Source organism: Parabacteroides sp., from assembly GCF_977054455.1.
The window spans coordinates 41,711-58,826 of the sequence record NZ_CDRTCT010000024.1 but is presented as its reverse complement, the minus strand read 5'-3'; the positions used below and the strand labels follow the sequence as shown (position 1 = coordinate 58,826).

17 protein-coding genes and 1 pseudogene are annotated in these 17,116 nt (G+C 51.2%); 10 read left to right on the top strand and 8 right to left on the bottom strand.

The genetic code is table 11. The annotated features are described in order from the left end of the window. Nucleotides 1-3 precede the first annotated feature (3 nt). Together ACW6QF_RS13110 and ACW6QF_RS13105 are read left to right on the top strand one after the other, a co-directional pair. Nucleotides 4-1,230: a 3-deoxy-D-manno-octulosonic acid transferase gene (locus ACW6QF_RS13110; protein ID WP_456088157.1), complete on the top strand. Its 1,227-nt coding sequence runs from the start codon at nucleotides 4-6 to the stop codon at nucleotides 1,228-1,230. Nucleotides 1,231-1,535: 305 nt separating this feature from the next. After that, nucleotides 1,536-4,679, top strand: a complete 3,144-nt coding sequence (locus ACW6QF_RS13105; protein WP_456088156.1) for a glycoside hydrolase family 2 TIM barrel-domain containing protein — start codon at nucleotides 1,536-1,538, stop codon at nucleotides 4,677-4,679. Here the strand turns inward: ACW6QF_RS13105 and ACW6QF_RS13100 are convergent. From ACW6QF_RS13100 to ACW6QF_RS13085, 4 genes are all read right to left on the bottom strand, one after another. Further along, nucleotides 4,639-5,109: a hypothetical protein gene (locus ACW6QF_RS13100; RefSeq protein ID WP_456088155.1), complete on the bottom strand. Its 471-nt coding sequence runs from the start codon at nucleotides 5,107-5,109 to the stop codon at nucleotides 4,639-4,641. The genes ACW6QF_RS13105 and ACW6QF_RS13100 overlap by 41 nt on opposite strands. Nucleotides 5,110-5,123: 14 nt before the next feature. After that, entirely contained in the window at nucleotides 5,124-6,467 is a 1,344-nt protein-coding gene (locus ACW6QF_RS13095) for a Vps62-related protein (RefSeq protein ID WP_456088154.1), read from the bottom strand. Nucleotides 6,468-6,614: 147 nt separating this feature from the next. Further along, entirely contained in the window at nucleotides 6,615-6,719 is a 105-nt protein-coding gene (locus ACW6QF_RS13090; protein WP_456088153.1) for a smalltalk protein, read from the bottom strand. Between the two features lie 164 nt (nucleotides 6,720-6,883). Then, nucleotides 6,884-7,363, bottom strand: a complete 480-nt coding sequence (locus tag ACW6QF_RS13085; protein WP_456088152.1) for an HU family DNA-binding protein — start codon at nucleotides 7,361-7,363, stop codon at nucleotides 6,884-6,886. A gap of 502 nt (nucleotides 7,364-7,865) precedes the next feature. Here ACW6QF_RS13085 and ACW6QF_RS13080 point away from each other — a divergent pair. The 6 genes from ACW6QF_RS13080 (at nucleotide 7,866) to ACW6QF_RS13055 (ending at nucleotide 12,618) form a co-directional block, all read left to right on the top strand. Next, nucleotides 7,866-8,465, top strand: a complete 600-nt coding sequence (locus ACW6QF_RS13080; RefSeq protein ID WP_456088151.1) for a hypothetical protein — start codon at nucleotides 7,866-7,868, stop codon at nucleotides 8,463-8,465. Next, the gene (locus ACW6QF_RS13075) at nucleotides 8,462-8,944 is read left to right on the top strand and encodes a hypothetical protein (protein ID WP_456088150.1); all 483 of its coding nucleotides are present in this window, start codon (nucleotides 8,462-8,464) and stop codon (nucleotides 8,942-8,944) included. Before ACW6QF_RS13080 ends, ACW6QF_RS13075 begins: the two co-directional genes overlap by 4 nt. Nucleotides 8,945-9,110: 166 nt before the next feature. Beyond that, nucleotides 9,111-9,392 (top strand): hypothetical protein, encoded by a 282-nt coding sequence (locus tag ACW6QF_RS13070; protein ID WP_456088149.1) that lies wholly within the window; start codon nucleotides 9,111-9,113, stop codon nucleotides 9,390-9,392. A 48-nt stretch (nucleotides 9,393-9,440) separates the two neighbouring features. Beyond that, the gene (locus tag ACW6QF_RS13065; RefSeq protein ID WP_456088148.1) at nucleotides 9,441-9,764 is read left to right on the top strand and encodes a hypothetical protein; all 324 of its coding nucleotides are present in this window, start codon (nucleotides 9,441-9,443) and stop codon (nucleotides 9,762-9,764) included. 139 nt (nucleotides 9,765-9,903) lie between these two features. After that, nucleotides 9,904-12,150, top strand: coding sequence for a BT4734/BF3469 family protein (locus tag ACW6QF_RS13060; protein WP_456088147.1), 2,247 nt, complete (start codon nucleotides 9,904-9,906; stop codon nucleotides 12,148-12,150). 24 nt (nucleotides 12,151-12,174) lie between these two features. Further along, nucleotides 12,175-12,618, top strand: a complete 444-nt coding sequence (locus ACW6QF_RS13055; protein WP_456088146.1) for a DUF5675 family protein — start codon at nucleotides 12,175-12,177, stop codon at nucleotides 12,616-12,618. 17 nt (nucleotides 12,619-12,635) lie between these two features. Here the strand turns inward: ACW6QF_RS13055 and ACW6QF_RS13050 are convergent, their stop codons facing one another. Next, nucleotides 12,636-14,033 (bottom strand): C1 family peptidase, encoded by a 1,398-nt coding sequence (locus ACW6QF_RS13050; protein ID WP_456088145.1) that lies wholly within the window; start codon nucleotides 14,031-14,033, stop codon nucleotides 12,636-12,638. Nucleotides 14,034-14,295: 262 nt separating this feature from the next. Here ACW6QF_RS13050 and ACW6QF_RS13045 point away from each other — a divergent pair, with 262 nt between their 5' ends. Continuing rightward, nucleotides 14,296-14,577: a DUF2089 family protein gene (locus tag ACW6QF_RS13045; protein ID WP_186929066.1), complete on the top strand. Its 282-nt coding sequence runs from the start codon at nucleotides 14,296-14,298 to the stop codon at nucleotides 14,575-14,577. Nucleotides 14,578-14,580: 3 nt separating this feature from the next. Further along, a complete protein-coding gene (locus ACW6QF_RS13040; RefSeq protein WP_456088144.1) occupies nucleotides 14,581-15,171 on the top strand; it encodes a YIP1 family protein in 591 nt (196 codons plus the stop codon). Between the two features lie 10 nt (nucleotides 15,172-15,181). Here the strand turns inward: ACW6QF_RS13040 and ACW6QF_RS13035 are convergent. From ACW6QF_RS13035 to ACW6QF_RS13025, 3 genes and pseudogenes are all read right to left on the bottom strand, one after another. Continuing rightward, nucleotides 15,182-15,390 (bottom strand): annotated as a pseudogene (locus ACW6QF_RS13035) (HAD hydrolase-like protein); the annotation flags it as partial. Next, nucleotides 15,387-16,553 carry a serine hydrolase domain-containing protein gene (locus ACW6QF_RS13030; RefSeq protein ID WP_456088143.1) on the bottom strand — a complete coding sequence of 389 codons (1,167 nt, stop codon included), beginning with the start codon at nucleotides 16,551-16,553 and terminating at the stop codon, nucleotides 15,387-15,389. The gene ACW6QF_RS13030 and the pseudogene ACW6QF_RS13035, both read right to left, overlap by 4 nt. Nucleotides 16,554-16,562: 9 nt before the next feature. Next, nucleotides 16,563-17,075, bottom strand: coding sequence for a gamma carbonic anhydrase family protein (locus ACW6QF_RS13025; RefSeq protein ID WP_298554264.1), 513 nt, complete (start codon nucleotides 17,073-17,075; stop codon nucleotides 16,563-16,565). Nucleotides 17,076-17,116: the final 41 nt, after the last annotated feature.

The window sequence follows — 17,116 nt, the reverse complement described above, 5'->3', positions numbered from 1 at the left end:
CTTATGTACAGCTTACTCATACATTTCTATGCCTTTATCGTCGCTCTGATTTCTCCTTTCCACCGGAAGGCACGCCTGATGCGTTTCGGCCAGTGGAAGACGAATCGCCTTTTGCGTGAGGAGATAGACCGGAACGCCCGGTACATCTGGTTCCATGCCTCTTCGTTGGGAGAGTTCGAGCAGGGACGTCCTATGATCGAAAAGATCAAGGCGCAATATCCGGGATATAAGATCTTGCTTACTTTCTTTTCTCCCTCGGGCTATGAAGTGCGGAAAGACTATAACGGGGCGGATGTGATCTGCTATCTGCCTTTCGATACGCCTTACCGGGTAAAGAAGTTCCTGGATCTGGCGAATCCGGCCATGGCTGTTTTCATCAAGTATGAGTTTTGGGGGAACTATTTGCGCGAGTTGAAGAAGCGGGGAATCCCGGTTTATATCATATCGGCGATCTTCCGTCCCGACCAGTTGTTCTTCCAATGGTTCGGAGCTCCTTACCGGAAGATGTTGCACTGCTTCACGCATTTGTTCGTGCAGGACGACCGTTCGAAGGAACTGCTCGGACAATATGGCATCCGCAACGTGACGGTCTGCGGCGATACCCGTTTCGACCGGGTGCTCGACGTGCGCGATCGGGCGCGTGAGTTGCCTGAAGTCGAACAATTCGTCGGGGGGAAAAGTCTCATCTTGATCGCCGGGAGTACCTGGCCGCAAGACGAGGAGATACTGATCCCTTATTTCAACGAGCATCCGGAGATGAAGCTGATCATCGCCCCGCACGAGATTCACCGGGAGCATCTGATGTATATCGAGTCGTTGTTGAAACGCCCGTCCGTCCGCCTGACCGATGTGATGCTGGACGAGGACCTGCTTGAAGGGAAAGACTGCCTGATCGTGGATTGTTTCGGGTTGTTGTCTTCCATCTATCGGTATGGGACGATCGCCTATATCGGAGGCGGTTTCGGAGCCGGCATCCATAATACGCTGGAAGCCGCGGTCTACGGCATTCCGGTGTTGTTCGGTCCACGGTACCGGAAGTTCAGGGAAGCCCGTGACCTGATCAAGGTGGGCGGGGGATTCTCGGTCGCATCGAAGGATGAGTTCAACGATAAAATGGATGAACTGCTGACCTATCGCGAAGTTCTGGATGCCGCCGGCGGGAATGCCGGACTGTTTGTGAGCGGTAATGCAGGGGTGACGGATCGGATATTAAAGGAGTTGCCGCTATAATACTGAACCAAATGTTCCATTAAGGAACCGGGTTCGCGGATGAAACATTTAAGAACCGGGTTCGCGGATGACGCGGATGATACATTAAAGAACCAGGTTCGCGGATGACGCGGATCGGGCGGATTTTAACGGATAAAATAATTTAAATCCGCTTTCATCCGTTTCATCCGCGTCATCCGCGAACCTGGTTCTTTATTTATATAAGGCAATATTTGAGTGCGCTTGCTCCTGAAAAACTTCGGATAGGGGAAAAGATTGAATATTATTCCGTATCTTCGTCCCGAATACTTAGATTTTTTGCTATCATGAAACACAAACTATCCGTCATCAGTGCGCTTTTGTTGTTCGCGTTAACCGGACAAGCCCAACATAGAGAGTGGGAGAACCAGCGCGTAAACCAGATCAACCGGGAGCCGATCCATGCCCATTTCGTGCCGTACGCCTCGGAAAGGGCCGCTTTGCAGAAAGACGCGACGCTTGAACGCCGCGAGTCGCTGAACGGAACGTGGAAGTTCCATTTCGCGGTGAACCCGGCTTCCCGTCCCGTTTCGTTCTACGAAGAAGGTTTCGATGTCTCCGGCTGGAAAGAGATCGAAGTGCCGGGCAGTTGGGAGCTTCAAGGGTTCGACGCGCCGATCTATACGGACACGCGCTATCCTTTCCCCGCCAATCCCCCTTATGTGCCGCAAGAGTATAATCCGGTTGGCTCGTACGTGACGACCTTCACCGTTCCCGAACATTTCAAGGGGAAGGACGTGCTGCTCCATTTCGGGGGAGTCGAATCGGCTTATTATTGCTGGGTGAACGGCCGTTTCGTAGGCTATAGCGAGGATAGCCGCCTTCCGTCCGAATACCTGATCAATAAATACCTGAAACCCGGCGAGAACCGGCTGGCGGTGGAAGTCTACCGTTATAGCGACGGTTCCTATCTGGAAGGACAAGACTACTGGAAGTATAGCGGGATCGAGCGGAACGTGATGCTGATCGCCCGTCCGAAATCCCGTATCAAAGACTTCGAGATCCGTGCCGATCTGGAGAACCAATATAAGGATGGGACGCTCGATATCGACTTTACGATGGATAGCCGCTCATTGGCGAAAGGCACATCCGTAGGGGTAAAGGTGCTGGATGGCACTAAAGAGTTGGCTTCCGGCCGCCTTACCGTCAGGCATGCGGCAGACACTTTGTTGTCTTTCTCAGAGATCTTTCCGGATGTTAAACGCTGGACGGCGGAGACGCCCCATCTTTATACCTTAGTCGTCAATACCCTGGATAGCAAAGGCAAGGTGACGGAATCGTTCACCCAGCGTTTCGGCTTCCGGAAAGTGGAGATAAAGAACGGCATGCTCCTGGTCAACGGCACGCCTATCCTCATCAAGGGGGTGAACCGGCATGAACACGATATGCACCGCGGGCGTACCGTCTCGGTGGAGAGCATGGTCGAGGATATCCGCCTGATGAAACAGTTCAACATCAACGCCGTCCGTTGCTGCCACTACCCGAACAACGAAGAGTGGTACGAGCTTTGCAACGAATACGGTCTCTACCTGGTCGACGAGGCGAATCTCGAATCGCACGGCATGGAAGCCCATCCGGACGGTACGCTTGCCAATATGGACGGTTGGGAAATCCCTTTCATGGAACGGATGGAGCGGATGGTGGAGCGGGATAAGAACGTGACGGCCATCATCACCTGGAGCTTGGGAAACGAGTCCGGCTACGGGAAACATTTCGAGACGATCTACCACTGGACGAAAGGGCGCGACGCCAGCCGCCCCGTCCAATACGAAGGGGGAGGCGTGAAAGGCCTGTCCGATATCTATTGCCCGATGTACGGGCGTATCTGGCTGCTCCGCCAATGGGTGAACCAGCGCCGGGAGCGTCCTCTGATCCTTTGCGAGTATGCACATGCGATGGGGAACAGTGTCGGCAACCTCGGCGACTACTGGGAGCTGATCTATAAATATGACCACCTGCAAGGCGGCTTTATCTGGGACTGGGTAGACCAGACGTTTGCCGTCAAAGACCGGAAAGGCAAGGATATATGGGCATACGGCGGCGATATGGGTTTCGTCGGCATTGTCAACGATTCCAACTTCTGTGCCAATGGCCTGGTGGCGGCCGACCGCACCCTGCATCCGCACATCCATGAAGTGAAGAAGGTCTATCAATATATGCACTTCGAAGGTGTCCCCTTCTCGCCGAACCAGGTGAAGGTCACGAACCGCCACGATTTCCTCTCTTCCGATGTCTATGATTACGGTTGGAAGGTGAAGGCGGATGGACAGACCTTGTACGAAGGCAAACTCGATGTCCCGGTGATCGCGCCTCATGCCTCGGTTGTCGTCACGTTGCCCCTCCCGGCTATCGAAGGCAAACCCGGAACGGAGTATTTCCTGCATCTTTCCGCTTGCACGAAGGAGGCGTCCCCCTTGGTTCCCAAAGGGCATTTGGCTGCATCCGAGCAATGGCAACTTCCTTGCCGACCCCTTAAGGAGCCGGAAGAAGAGATCCCCAACCGCCCCTTTAAGGAGTTGGCAAAAGTGGATGAGACGCCGGACGGTTATACGGTGACCGCCTCTTCCTCCGTTCTTGCCTTTTCCCGGAAGACGGGAGAGATGACCAGTTGGAAGGTGAAAGGAAAAGAATACCTGCAAGCCGGCCCTCGCCCGAATTTCTGGCGTCCGCTGACCGATAACGATGTGGCGAACGGCATGTTGGAGCGTTGTGGAACCTGGAAGCAGGCGGGAAACGAGTTGCAATTGACGGATATGTCTCTACATGAAACACCGCACGAGGGGACGGTGACGATCCGTGCCTCCTATACGATGCCGGCGCAGGAATCGGCTTGCACGGTTACCTACGTCGTCTATCCCGATGGAGCCGTCCGAACGACTTTGAGCTTTACGCCGGGCGATAAGGCCTTGCCGGAAATGCCCCGTTTCGGCATGAGGATGATTCTGAATGGCGAATACGACCGGATGACCTGGCTGGGCCGCGGCCCGCACGAAAACTATTGGGACCGCAAATCAGCGGCCGATATCGACCTGTATGAATCGACCGTTTGGGAACAATATCACCCGTATGTCCGTGCCCAAGAAACGGCGAATAAGACGGATGTCCGCTGGGTCGCCCTGCAAAACGCTTCGGGCGAGGGTCTGTTGATCCGCTCGCCCCAGGAACCTTTGCAGGTCAGCGCCTGGAATTTCCCGATCGAGGATCTCTACTATGTCCCCTCCATGACGAAGCACATTCATGGCGGCAGCATCGAAAAGAAAGACATGGTCTGGCTGAACATCGACAACCGGCAGATGGGTGTCGGTGGCGACAATACCTGGGGCGCCCAAACCCATCCGGAATATACGATCACACCTGCCCGCCGTGAATATTCGTTTTGGATGATTCCGGTTAAAAATCAAATCCGATGGACAATGCAGGGCTTGATGTAAGGTCAGATCCGTATGGCAAGGGGTAAGCCAGGGAGCCGCTTCCCAGCCTGAGCGAACGGGCTTTCTTCTTGTTCTTGATTGAAAAGACGAAAAGCGGGACGCTTGCGGCGGTTACGGCGACACCGATATAGGTTAAGGCTACGTATTTGGAGGTACTTTTAGCCACATCGTCCCTTTCCATGCTCCTTGCCCAAAAACCATACATCATCATGGCGGTTCCGGTTCCCAATGCGGTCCATCCCCACGCTTGACATGTTTTGTGTCTCTTCCATTCCGGTGTCAGTTTGTAAGAAGGACGTTTTTCTGCATTTAGTCCAGTCTCCATACCGGCATATACGGGCTTTTGCCCGTATATGCAGATTGAAAATAGTAAGAATCCGATGATGGCAAGGGCGGTTCGCGAACCGCCCCTGCTTGTTTTCTGTTTCATATCATTTGATAAGATTAAAAATCCATTCTTTTATACCAAGGGCCTAAAGGACCGGTACTATATTTTGCCATACCGACTTCTCCCCATGCGCCGGCATAATATTTCCACGGTTGATCATTCAGGTTTGCTGTCTTTTTGGTAATTTCCCATTGATAACCATTGCCGGTGTGATCATTAGCTACCAACGGTTTGTCAAAACTTCCAACACCTTCGTATGTAGCATGCGATCCTATTGCGCTATAAACTTTTAATGTTTGAACGCCATTGGATTCTGTGATTTCAAGCTGGTTAGTTGTATAATATACAGAATCGCCATGATGATCCAGCCAGGCTCCAACTATTTTGTAATTATAGATGTCCAACGTGACTCTTTCCCAATCCCCCTGGTGCTCTCCTCTAAAAAGACCGCTTTCTACACTGTTGTAGCCGTAAAACATCCAAAACTCCTTTCGTTCTCTTGTTTGCCCGTCTTTTACATAAGTGGACGAGTGAGTGAAAACAGGTACTTTGCCGGTGGGGGTTTTGTCACCAACCGGATGGTCATCCGGTTGTAAGAAAACTTCTCCGATTCCGAGGCTGTTATCGTCTCGCGGTCTTAGATTTTTCTGGAAATCCGCGATATAGAATGTGTTGATGATTGATACCGGAATGTCGTAATATTCTGGAGCATGGCTATCGCCATTCACGAATGAACGTGTGTTTTTGTTATATCCGTCGTCCGATCCTCCCGAAACATGTCTGCGGAATCTTGATCTTTTAATAAACTCAAGCGGTTCCATCGGATAATATTTTTCATCGGGATGCAAGGCGACGATTACCCGGATATTTTCTTCCGGGTCGAATTGGGTCGTAATAACCCCGCTATAATAAAATGTATTCCCGTTTTCATCGCCGCTATGGTGTCTCCCTATTATTACTCGCTCGGAATTTGTTTTGAACCAAATACCCGAGGACTCTTTTATAGCACTGGATGATAAGGAATTTTCCACGTATGTGGCTTCTCCGTTAAATTTGATGATGGCTGTTGCATATTGCGTTTGCCCGTTTTCATCGCCATGATGCTGGCGGCCTACTATGACACGGTTTGCCGGTGCGTCATAACCATTTCCGGAAGATTCTTTCAATGGGGAGTCCCATTTTACATCTTCGACCGTAATTGTTCCCGAAACCGGTATTCCGTTCTCATCTACGGCTTTTAGTGTCGCATACTCATACTGGGTTTGCCCGTTTTCGTCGCCGGTATGGTAACGTCCTGTCATAACGGTATTTGCCGGGCACAGGAAATAACTTGCGCTTTCTTTTACTGCTGTTGTAACAGTTCTTGCATTGGGGATGATGTTCAATTTGATATTAGCCATGATTGTCAGTATTTAAGGCAATACAAATATATGTTTTATTTATATATGCCGGGTTGTAAAAATAGTTATTTATAAAAAAAACGGATGGATGAAGATCCCCGGGGGCGCCTCCCGGGGGATCTCTCTCTTTGCCTTAAGGGGATGAGACTATACGCAGGAGGTTACTCCCAGTGAAGTCCCGATAGCGGTCAGGATCGTGATGATGGTCTGGATGATCAACTTCCAGATGTCTTTTTTGCTCTTTTCGCTCATGTTGTTTTTAAATTAAGAATTAATAATTAAGAGTTAAAAAATAATTAAAGAATTAAAAAGAATTAAAGAATTAAAGAATAAGAAACCGAGGCATTGCCCAAAAAATCAATCCCCCCCAATCCCCACTCTTATTTTTTAATTTTTAATTTTTAATTTTTAATTTCCTAAAGTTCTCCCGGACGCTCCTCTTCGCCGCCGCCGCCCGGAGCCGGCTCGCCGCCGTCGTAGGAAGGCAGTTCGCGGAAGGAGATCTTCTTGCGAAGTTCGGCATTGCTCCATTTTTTCGTGTTGCGGACGATGAGGTGCACGCCTTTCACCTTCGTTGCCGTCCAGTCGTCGCGCGAGTCGGCGGGGGCGGAGCTCATTCCGATGGAGAAGAGGCCGATGTCGCCGAAGCGGACGCTCTTGCCTTCCAGCACCATCTCCTTGAGGCAATCCAGCATGTCGGTCAGCACGCCGTGGATCACGCCACGCGAATAGGGGGAGTTGTGTTCGCTCATGTGGGTGACAAAGTCTTCGAACTCGACCGTGCCGTCCTGTGCGGCGCGTCCGTACCATTTCTCCTGTTCGACGTATTTGCCCTCCGCATCCTTTGCGCGGGTCTTCATCTGCACTTTTTTGAATTTCAATGTTCCTGTTGCCATGATGTTTTTAAGTTTAAGGGTTAGTGAATTTTTTTTGATTTGATAATGCAAATATATGGGTCGCCATACCCCTTTTGCAAATCCGGAAGGGGGTTAAGGCGTAAAAATATGTTAACAAAGACAGAATTCAGGTTTCCCCCCCTGAAAATAGGGTTTTGCGGGGGATAAAACTATGTTTTGCCTCTTCGGCCGTTTGCTCCCCCCTAAGAAGTGGAATGACAATAATGACAATAATGACAACTACAATAAACATATCGGGGGATCACCCCCCCCCCTTATAGGGGTTATATTATATATATATATATTTATATATATATATAATATAAAGTCTTCTTTGTTCTCTCTCTTGCATTATTGTAATTGTCATTATTGTCATTATTGTCATGTAATGATTAAAAAAGATGACGTATATGATTTTTTTCCTTAACTTTGTGCCGTAGAGATTGGTTCTTGGTAGCCCGCTCAAGTGAGAGGGCGGAACTTTTCTGAAAAACTCGAGAGTATGGAAACCCATGTACCGACAGAGACCCTGTTAGAACAAATCGGGGAAGCTATGCATCTGGACACAAAAGAACTGGCTGATTCTTTTCCGGAATTCCAGGCCTTGCTCGAGAAGGCCCCGGAAGAAGAACGTGCGGATTATCTGAGAAGGCGCGTAAAACAGCTTTTGGAGCAGAACGAATGTCAGAACGAGCAGATTTACAAGCAGGACAAGCGGATAGCGATCCTCGAGGATGCGGTAAAGAAGCTATCGGAAGCCCTCGTGAGGTTGCGCCAAGAAACGGCTCTGAAAGACGGGGAGGTGGAAGATTTGCGGAAGGAGGTGGACCTTCTGAAGGCCGATTTCGATTTGTGGAGGCAAACGGAACGCCATTCGCTTGCGGAATGCATTTCCATGTTGGAGGAATACCCTGCTTCGCAAAACGAGGAGGTCAGGAAACTCGCTTTTTTCCTCCTCAAGATGTTCCGGACAGCCTCGTCACCCGACCGCGACCGGCTTAACCACCTCGGCACGAAAGATCCGGCGCCGATGGTGCAATTCAACAAGCCCCTGTGTGATGTGAATGGCAACGGAACGGTCAATATCGGGAAAACGGAATGAATATGGAAGAGAAGAAACAAGAGGATAAAACTTCGGGGAGGATACCGGGAATGTCGTTCAACGCGCCGGTGACCTTCAACGCGCCGATGTTCGAAATCCACGACAATACGAACGTTTACATCAATGCCGGTGGAAGCGGAGAGGCGAATGCCGGAAGAGGAAACGTGAAAAGTGAAAGGGAAAAGGGTGAAGATGCGGCGGACTCCCCTCTTTCGACCGTACAAGCCTGCGAGCTTTTTCGAAAGCTGGCAGAGGCGGGCATCCTCGACGAGCATAACAAGCCCCTCGCTCTTTCCAACGCTGAAAAGGGAGTGCTGGCAGGCATGCTTGCCACGCGGCTTGGCATCAAGAACCTCTGGCAGGTGTTCGGAGACCTGTGGGAGATGAAGCCCGAAACGCTCCGGGGCGCCAACGCCAAGGCGCAATCACAAAAGAAAACATTACGTTTTTTAGATAAATTGAAAAGTGTATTGAGCTGAGTCCCCTCAGCTGCAATTTTCTCACCTGTACCTGCTACGGCGTGCCAACCCCGTAGCAGTTTTGCCTCTTCTTGAGGTATTATCTTTGCCCCCGTGACCGGATCAAACCGGTTCACGGGGGCATTTTCATTTTGGATGCTCCCGACCTGTAAACAAATAAAGCAACATGGAAAAGTATGTAACTATTTTGCATCAGTATCCGCTTCAAGCCCGGACCTACACCGACCGTGACGGGCAGTCGAGAACCTTTAACAGCCGGGGCTTCCACCTGACGGACGGCATCGACGAGTTCTACGCAGAAATACAGGGCGAGGGGGCAGTCGGAGCAGGCGAGTTCGATCCGAACGCTACCCATCGTGTACAATGTTTCTTGCGTGCCCGCCGCTATACCGACAAGAACGGGGCGGAACGTTTTGACAACCAGATCGTCATCACGAAATTGATCTGAACGGGCGGACAAAAATCATAAATCATAAATCATAAAACATAAAATCGTATGGAACTGAAAATTCAAATCCCGGACAGCACGTATCGCCGGATGGTGGATAGAAGATGCCGCGTGCAAGGCTCTATCGGGTTGGTGACGCCGGAGGAGGGGAACTTCAACGAGCATGTCCGCCGCGACGCCGAATCCGCCGGCTCGAAATACGTCCGTCTGCGCCACGGCCGCGTGAGTGTGAATGACAAGCGGGTACGCCTTACCCTGCACGTCAGCCTCGACGAGTCGGGGGTCATCCCTTCCGAGGCCATCGAAGACGAAAGCCGCGAGGCAAGCGGTTTCGTAGACGACGTGCTCGACACCATCGAACGTTATCATTGAAAAAAAAGAGGCAGATGACCCATCCCGGGCAATCTGCCTTAATCTATAAATCCATTAAAAAACACGGATACTCCCGTATTTTAATGGGAACGAAAATTTTACACAAAAATACGTAAACATTTTAATATAAAAGAATTTTATGAGTTTCGGGATATCAAATAACGTAAAAAGCAGGGTGGTGCAGGTCTGTACCCCCGAATTGTTCGACCAGGCGATCCGTTATCCGTGGGTAGGCAGGATCTGTGCCGAGATAGAAGATGCATTGGAAAAGGCACGCAGGGGAGAAATGTCGAAAGAAGACTTCGATACTTTCAAGGCCGAACGCAAGAAGACGCTGCCCGTCATCACGCCCCATGCCACCTTCAAGAACGGACGCCGTTTGAATGCCGATGCCGTGCCGAGCGGATTATCGATGTACGACATCGACCATATTGCCGACCCTCGCGGCTATTTCGCCCGGAAGGTGGAGGGGAGAGCGGCGGAGCTCGGCATCGTCCTGGCACATGTGACCCCCTCGAGCGAGGGATTGCGCTTCTTTTTCGTCATCCCTGAAGGGATGGACCTGCCCGGGGCGCAGAAATGGATGAGCGGACGGTTGGGGGATGAGAACTACGACGGGGCGGTCAAGGATTTGGCGCGATGCTCGTTTGTCGTCCCCGAAGACTATATCCTCTACCTCGACCGGGAGAAACTCTTCGCCGACCGTCCTCTGAAGGGGGCGGCAAAAGAACAGGAGCCCCCTCTCCCTTGCCGCCCCCTTCAGGAGACGGAAAAGGAGGAGGAACCAATGAAATTCAAAGGCATTTCTTATGCCGACATCATCGCCGAATGGTTCGCCATCATGGGGGGCGAACCCGTACAAGGAGAACGTAACACCAAGTTGCACAAATTGGCTTGCCATTTGCGCTACATTACAGATAACGACGAACGATTGTTGTTGAAGGTCATGCCCCGCTTCGATTTGCCGGAAGAGGAAATGCGCGGGGTGATTCATTCGGCCTGCGCCTCGAAGTTTTGTTCCGATATGCCGAAGGTGTTGAAAGATGCCATCCGGTGTGCCGAAAAGAGGGAAAAGGCGGAAGCGGACCCCTTCGAAGAAGGGCAAGGGGAGGGGCGGCGCCTGCCTCCACCGATGCCGGAGAAATTGCCTCCCTTAGTGAAGTTGCTTCTCTCGGGTACGCCCGACCTTTACAAGCCGGCGGTGGCGCACGCCATCTTTCCCCCCTTGGCGGCACACCTTTGGCGCGTTCGCTTCCGCTATATCGACAATGTGGAGCACGAAGCAACCCTGATGAACGTCCTCATGGCCGGGACCGGGGCCGGAAAGGATTGCATCTCCGAACCGATCAACCGCATCATGGCTGACATCCGCCGCCGGGATGAAGAAAACCTACGCCGCGAGCGTGAATGGAAGGACGAAGTCAACTCGAAAGGGGCGAACAAGGACAAGCGCAAACGTCCTGAAGGCTTGGTGATACAGGAGATAGATGCCGACATGACGAACCCCGCTTTCGTGATGCGAACGGCCGAGGCCGCCGGGCATTTCCTCTATACGAAGATGAACGAGATCGACCAGTTCGACGCGCTCAGGGGGACAGGGCGCGGAGGCCAGCAATTTCAGATCATGTGCCTGGCGTTCGACCCCGGCAACCGGTACGGGCAGACCCGCGTGGGCACGCAATCGATCACCGAGAAAGTCACTATCCGCTTCAATTGGAATGCCGCCACGACCGTCCAAAAGGGGAAGCGTTACTTCTCGCGGGTGTTGACAGACGGGCCTGTTTCGCGCATCAATTTTTGTACGATCCCCGAACGCGAAATCGGCGCCGACATGCCGGTCTATGGGTCTTATGATGCCGCTTTCGATGAATCGATCCGCCCCTATATCGAAAACCTGACGCGTGCTACCGGGCTTGTCGATTGTCCCGGAGCGTTCCGCCTGGCGGAAAAGTTGAAGGAGGAAAATGCCGAAGAAGCCCGGTTGACCCAGTCGCGCGTGTTCGAGAACCTTTCGTTCCGTGCGGGCGTGATCGCTTACCTGAAGGCGTGCGTGCTCTATGTGGCACACGGATGCCGGTGGGATAAAACGATCGAGGATTTCATTCGTTGGAGCATGGAGTATGACATGTGGTGCAAAATGGAGTTTTTCGGGGCAGATACCGAAACGGCAATGCGCGACACGCGCGAGGGTGAAACCCTTAAGCGAGGAAGGCGCAACCTGTTGGAAATGCTACCTGACCCGTTCACCATTGCCGATGCCATCCGTATCCGCCAAAGCCAGGGCATGGATGCCGGAGGGACCCGGAACATGCTCAACCAATGGAGATGCCGCCATTACATTACAATAATGACAAATGACAATTACCAAAAATTGAAATATAAGTGAAATCGGAATTAAAATATAAATCTTATGGAACTGACACTGACAAGAACAATCAAGCATAAGGCCTGTACGACGGGCTGCCTGGCGATAGACGGTAATTATTTTTGTGATACATTGGAACCGGTCTGGCGCGACATCGCTCCCGGGCATCCGGGACGCAAGATCGCGGGGGAAACCGCTATCCCCGAAGGACGTTATCCGGTGGTGGTTACCTTTTCGCCTAAATTCGCCCGTTGGCTCCCCCTGTTGCTTCATGTCCCCCGATTCGAGGGAATCCGCATCCATGCGGGGAACGACCGCAACGACACCGCGGGGTGTATCTTGGTCGGGCAGGCGCGGGATGCGGAAGGGCATGAACCCGCCCTTATCGATTCACGCCTATGGCTTCACCGCCTGATGAAGGCTTTGAAGGCACGCCCCGAAGGGGAGGGCGTCTGGATCACGATACACGCTCCCCTTCGGGACTGTTGACAATTGAAAATTCCCTTTTACTCTTCTTCAGCAAACATCGGATCCCAAGCCGGCAGGCGGGTCGGTGTTTGCTTCAGTACGTCCTTGACCTTGTTGGTGATGTATTTCTTGTCGACAACCAAGCGGAACATGTATTCGTCGAACCATTCGTCCGTCATGATCAGGTGTCCGTTGTTGGCTCCCGGCCCCCAACTGTTTTCCACCATCCATTTCTTCGGCCGGCCGCCGGCATCGAGGTCTACCGCCATCAAGGTCATGGCGTGGGAAGAACCGCTGGCAAAGGTCTGGATGCGTTGCTTCTTGTCCATGCCGAAAGTCGTGCCCATCAGCGAACCGTAATCATAATAGTTTACATCCAGTACACCCCGCCCCCGGTCGAAGAATTTGCCTACATCACAAGAGAAATACATCATGGTGCTGTCTTTGATAGAGGCGATCGCCATTTCCTTGATATCTTCTATCGGAAGGTTGACATAGGTCCAGTTCTTGCCGTCGTAGGCATGGCGGTCGAAGTCGATCTCATATAATTTATAGTAGTCGCGGCTCGGATCGTTCATCAGCATGACATAGTTGTTCTTCAAATCTTCGCCCACGAATTCCCGGTAGAACGATTGCGGGGTGTATTCTTTTGTCTCGACCGGTTTGCCGCTTGCGTCTTTGCGTGTCCAGGTGAATTTCGTAGGCGGTTCTCCGAGGTTGAGGACCAGCATACGGTAGATTTCGCCCAGCATCTCGGTCTTGCGTTTTGCCAGTGTTTCCGGTTTCGAGCCTTTGGCGTCGCGCAATTCCAATCCGTATTCTTTCAGTTTCAGGCCGATCAGGTTGGACATGCGGCCGGTATTGTCGCTGCTATAGGTCTCGACCATGACGCCGGAAGGGACGATGCCGTATTTCATCAGGTTGTCGGAGATACCGGTGAACTGTCCGCCGTCTCCGATCGGATTCTTGAACAGCCATTCCACCATCTTGTCGTCGATCGGCTTTTCACGTGTGTCGATGATCCCTTGCAGGAAAAGGTTGGCCTTCTCAAGCTGGTCCCAGAAGAAGTTGTAGTTCTGCGAGAGTTCGAATTCCGGCAGGTTATACTTGGCGATGACCTGTGCACGTATCACGTTCAGCCCCGTAAACAACCAGCAACGGCCGGAGGATTTCTGGTTCGTGATCCCTTTGCTGTTCACCTTGTCGGAAAAGTAGGTGTCGAAATTGTTTTTACTATCGTTGTCGACGGCCAGGCGGTTGATGTCGTTGCCCGCGATCGCGTTGTGAATGGCTTTGTCGGCCGGCGTTCCTTTGTAGGCTTGCTTGATTTCCTGCAACATCCCGGACGAGATGCCGCCTTCCTGCCTGCCCTGCCCGTAGGCCGATAACGATAGCCCGAACGCGAGGGCTGTTATCCACAGATTGTTCTTTCTCATGATATAATTTGTTTCGTTTTTAAGTGTCTTGCCACAAAAGTAGTTTAATTTCTTTACATGCAGGTGTCTGACGGTCAATTAAGCTCCTTTGTCCGGATCATGCCGGAACAAGGATGATTGGAATAATTATATTTTTTGATTGAATAATATTAATCTTATAATGAATAATATTTATTATTTCTTGCATATTTATGAATTATTGAATACTTTTGTTGTAAAGTAATCTTTTAGTCCGGTATAAACAATAATAAGAAAGAAGCCTATGAACAACGAGATCAAAAGAAGACTGCCCTTGCGGTGTCCGGCTTGTGACGCGCCTCTGAAAGTGGGCCGGATGTTTTGTGGACAATGCGATACGGAGGTGTGCGGTACGTTTGAACTGCCTGTACTGGCAAAACTGACGGATAAGGAACAGCAGTTTGTAATCGACTTCATCAAGTCCAGCGGTAGCCTGAAGGATATGGCGAAGAGTATGGGAGTCAGTTATCCGACTGTCCGGAATATCTTAGACGATCTGATTGATAAACTGAATAAAATCGAATAGCTTATGAACAAACAACATCTTTATGGATTGATTAATCCTTTTGAACGGATTGCCGGCTTGGAAGCATTGCTTTGGGGACTGGCTGGAATGGGGGTATCGACAGCTCTTTCTTATTATTCCGGCTGGCATTATCACGGGTTGCTACATTTTGGTCCGGCTCCGAATCCGGCCTGGTGGTGCTATGCGGTAGAGCACCTTGCCGTTTGGCTGATTCCGGCTGTTATGTTTTATCTGGGAGGACTGTTGCTTTCCCGTTCACGCATACGGGTGGTCGATGTGTTGGGGACGGTCGTTTTCGCACAATTGCCGTTGATCGTCATGAACCTTTTTAACTTCTTGCCGCCTATGCAGAAGCTCGCACAGATAGACGTGAACATGTCTCCGGCAGAGATCATGCAACAGCCCGGATTTATCATCGGGATGTGGTTGTCGCTCGTTGCTTTCGTGTTTATGATCTGGACTTTGGTCTGGATGTTCCAGGCATTGAAAGTGTCCTGTAACCTGAAAGGCTACAGGTTGGGAATCCTCTACTGCGTGGGGATCTTCGGCGGAGACATGCTTTGCCGATATCTGATAAAATGGCTGTGCTATTGATGGAACACCAGGTTACCTCTTTGGCCTGTTCGTCCGTGAAATGATAGAAATCCCGGAACGAGTCCAGGAGGGGGGACCGATAAAAGGACATAACTCACGGAGGTCGTTTACCTGTATGCCGAAATGGTTCAATGCATATTCGACGCATCGGGTGATGCCGATCTTCGGATCGGTAATCGTACCGTCCAGATCCAGCAGGATGTATTTGTATTCTTTCATTTGCAATTGTGTTGTTTACCCTGTTCCATGATATCCAGTGCTGCTGCCGACCAGGTATCGATATCGTCCGGATAGTGTTGTGCCGTCCGTGTCTTGCTGCGTTTGTGGCCGAGGCGGACAACAACGGCGTTTTTGTCGGGGATGATGAAGACGTACTGTCCGAGTATTCCCCGCATGTACGGGATATCCATACCTTTGTAGTTCAGATGCCAGAACTGGAAGCCATAACAGCGGTTCGTTTCATTATATTCCTTGAAGAGAAGAGTCGTGTCGGGCGTGGTCGCTTCTTTCAGATAACTTTCGGAGATCAGTTGCCTGCCGTCCCAACTCCCGTTATTCAGGATGAGTTGTCCGAAACGGGCAAAATCGCGGGCGTTGCTGTTGAAGCAGCAATATCCCTTTTCCATGCCTTCCTTTTTGTCCAGGCTCCATAAGGCGTTTTCTTCGGCCTGCAAAGGCGTCCAGAGCTTACGGGAGACATAGGAACTGATGTTTTCTCCCGTCGCTTTTTCAACCAGGAACGCGAGAAGCTGCGTCACCCCGCTTTGATAGATAAAGTTTACACCCGGCTCGGCGATTTCTCTCATGCCGAAAGCGATCTTATGCAGATCGTTTCCGTAGTAAAGCTGTGTAGTGGGAGAGAAAGGAGAGGAATAAGCCTCCTGGAAATCGACTCCCGCACTCATCGTCAGCAGATGGCGGATGGTGAGCGGTTTTCCGTTATATCCGTCGAATTCGGGGAAAAAGTCATTGACCGGCTGGTCGACGTCCCGGATCACCCCGTCGTCTATGGCGCATCCGACGGCCAGAGAAACAATGCTTTTGGCCATTGAAAACGAGTTGCTGTGCGATTTCGGCGAATAATCTTCCCAATACTGTTCGAAAAGCAGCATGCTGTCTTGTATGACAACATAGGCGACTGTCTCTAAGTCATTGAATACCGGAAGATATTTTTCCGGTATCGAGCAAGTGTTATAAGCTTCCGCTTGTAGCCATGGAGCAGGATCGCCTGCTTTGACGATCCGGTTCTCGAAGATCGGGTACTGGTCGATCTTGGGCAGGAAATGGGTGAGTGCCCTACGCAGGTAATAGTTGGAGGGCAATGCCAGAAAACCTCCTATACAGCAGGCAACCGAAAGCATTGCCCATCCAATCCTTTTCATCTATTTTTCTTATTTATACCAGGACGAGTACATGTGATAGTTCTTGGCGATCTTCTGATTGATCTCCTTCGCCTGTTCCGGGTCCACTTTCTTTACGAACTTGGCCGGTACGCCGGCGTAGATGCTTCCCGGCTCGACGATGGTCTTGCTCAGCACGACCGAGCCGGCGGCGACGATCGCCCCTTCGCCGATCACGGCGTGGTCCAGTACGACCGAGCCCATCCCGATCAGGGCGCCGTTGCATATCTTTGCCCCGTGGATCGTGACATTGTGGCCGACCGACACGTCGTCGCCGATCTCAATCGTCGATTTCTCGTATAGGGTGTGCAGGACGGAGCCGTCCTGTATATTCACCCCGTTGCCGATCCGGATGGAGTTGACATCACCTCGCAACACGGTCCCGAACCAGATGCTGCAACCTTCGCCTATCTCGACATCGCCGATAATGGTGGCGTTGTCTGCTAAAAACGTGTCTTTACCTATTTGAGGGGTAAAGCCTCTTACTGATTTTATTAAAGCCATAATTTGGAAATTGAGAATTGGAAATTGAAAATTGAAAATTA

Excerpts from the sequence above, each read along its gene's own strand:
- ACW6QF_RS13110 (WP_456088157.1), top strand. The coding sequence starts at position 4 with ATGTACAGCTTACTCATACATTTCTATGCCTTTATCGTCGCTCTGATT.
- ACW6QF_RS13105 (WP_456088156.1), top strand. The coding sequence starts at position 1,536 with ATGAAACACAAACTATCCGTCATCAGTGCGCTTTTGTTGTTCGCGTTA.
- ACW6QF_RS13100 (WP_456088155.1), bottom strand. The coding sequence starts at position 5,109 with ATGAAACAGAAAACAAGCAGGGGCGGTTCGCGAACCGCCCTTGCCATC.
- ACW6QF_RS13095 (WP_456088154.1), bottom strand. The coding sequence starts at position 6,467 with ATGGCTAATATCAAATTGAACATCATCCCCAATGCAAGAACTGTTACA.
- ACW6QF_RS13090 (WP_456088153.1), bottom strand. The coding sequence starts at position 6,719 with ATGAGCGAAAAGAGCAAAAAAGACATCTGGAAGTTGATCATCCAGACC.
- ACW6QF_RS13085 (WP_456088152.1), bottom strand. The coding sequence starts at position 7,363 with ATGGCAACAGGAACATTGAAATTCAAAAAAGTGCAGATGAAGACCCGC.
- ACW6QF_RS13080 (WP_456088151.1), top strand. The coding sequence starts at position 7,866 with ATGGAAACCCATGTACCGACAGAGACCCTGTTAGAACAAATCGGGGAA.
- ACW6QF_RS13075 (WP_456088150.1), top strand. The coding sequence starts at position 8,462 with ATGAATATGGAAGAGAAGAAACAAGAGGATAAAACTTCGGGGAGGATA.
- ACW6QF_RS13070 (WP_456088149.1), top strand. The coding sequence starts at position 9,111 with ATGGAAAAGTATGTAACTATTTTGCATCAGTATCCGCTTCAAGCCCGG.
- ACW6QF_RS13065 (WP_456088148.1), top strand. The coding sequence starts at position 9,441 with ATGGAACTGAAAATTCAAATCCCGGACAGCACGTATCGCCGGATGGTG.
- ACW6QF_RS13060 (WP_456088147.1), top strand. The coding sequence starts at position 9,904 with ATGAGTTTCGGGATATCAAATAACGTAAAAAGCAGGGTGGTGCAGGTC.
- ACW6QF_RS13055 (WP_456088146.1), top strand. The coding sequence starts at position 12,175 with ATGGAACTGACACTGACAAGAACAATCAAGCATAAGGCCTGTACGACG.
- ACW6QF_RS13050 (WP_456088145.1), bottom strand. The coding sequence starts at position 14,033 with ATGAGAAAGAACAATCTGTGGATAACAGCCCTCGCGTTCGGGCTATCG.
- ACW6QF_RS13045 (WP_186929066.1), top strand. The coding sequence starts at position 14,296 with ATGAACAACGAGATCAAAAGAAGACTGCCCTTGCGGTGTCCGGCTTGT.
- ACW6QF_RS13040 (WP_456088144.1), top strand. The coding sequence starts at position 14,581 with ATGAACAAACAACATCTTTATGGATTGATTAATCCTTTTGAACGGATT.
- ACW6QF_RS13030 (WP_456088143.1), bottom strand. The coding sequence starts at position 16,553 with ATGAAAAGGATTGGATGGGCAATGCTTTCGGTTGCCTGCTGTATAGGA.
- ACW6QF_RS13025 (WP_298554264.1), bottom strand. The coding sequence starts at position 17,075 with ATGGCTTTAATAAAATCAGTAAGAGGCTTTACCCCTCAAATAGGTAAA.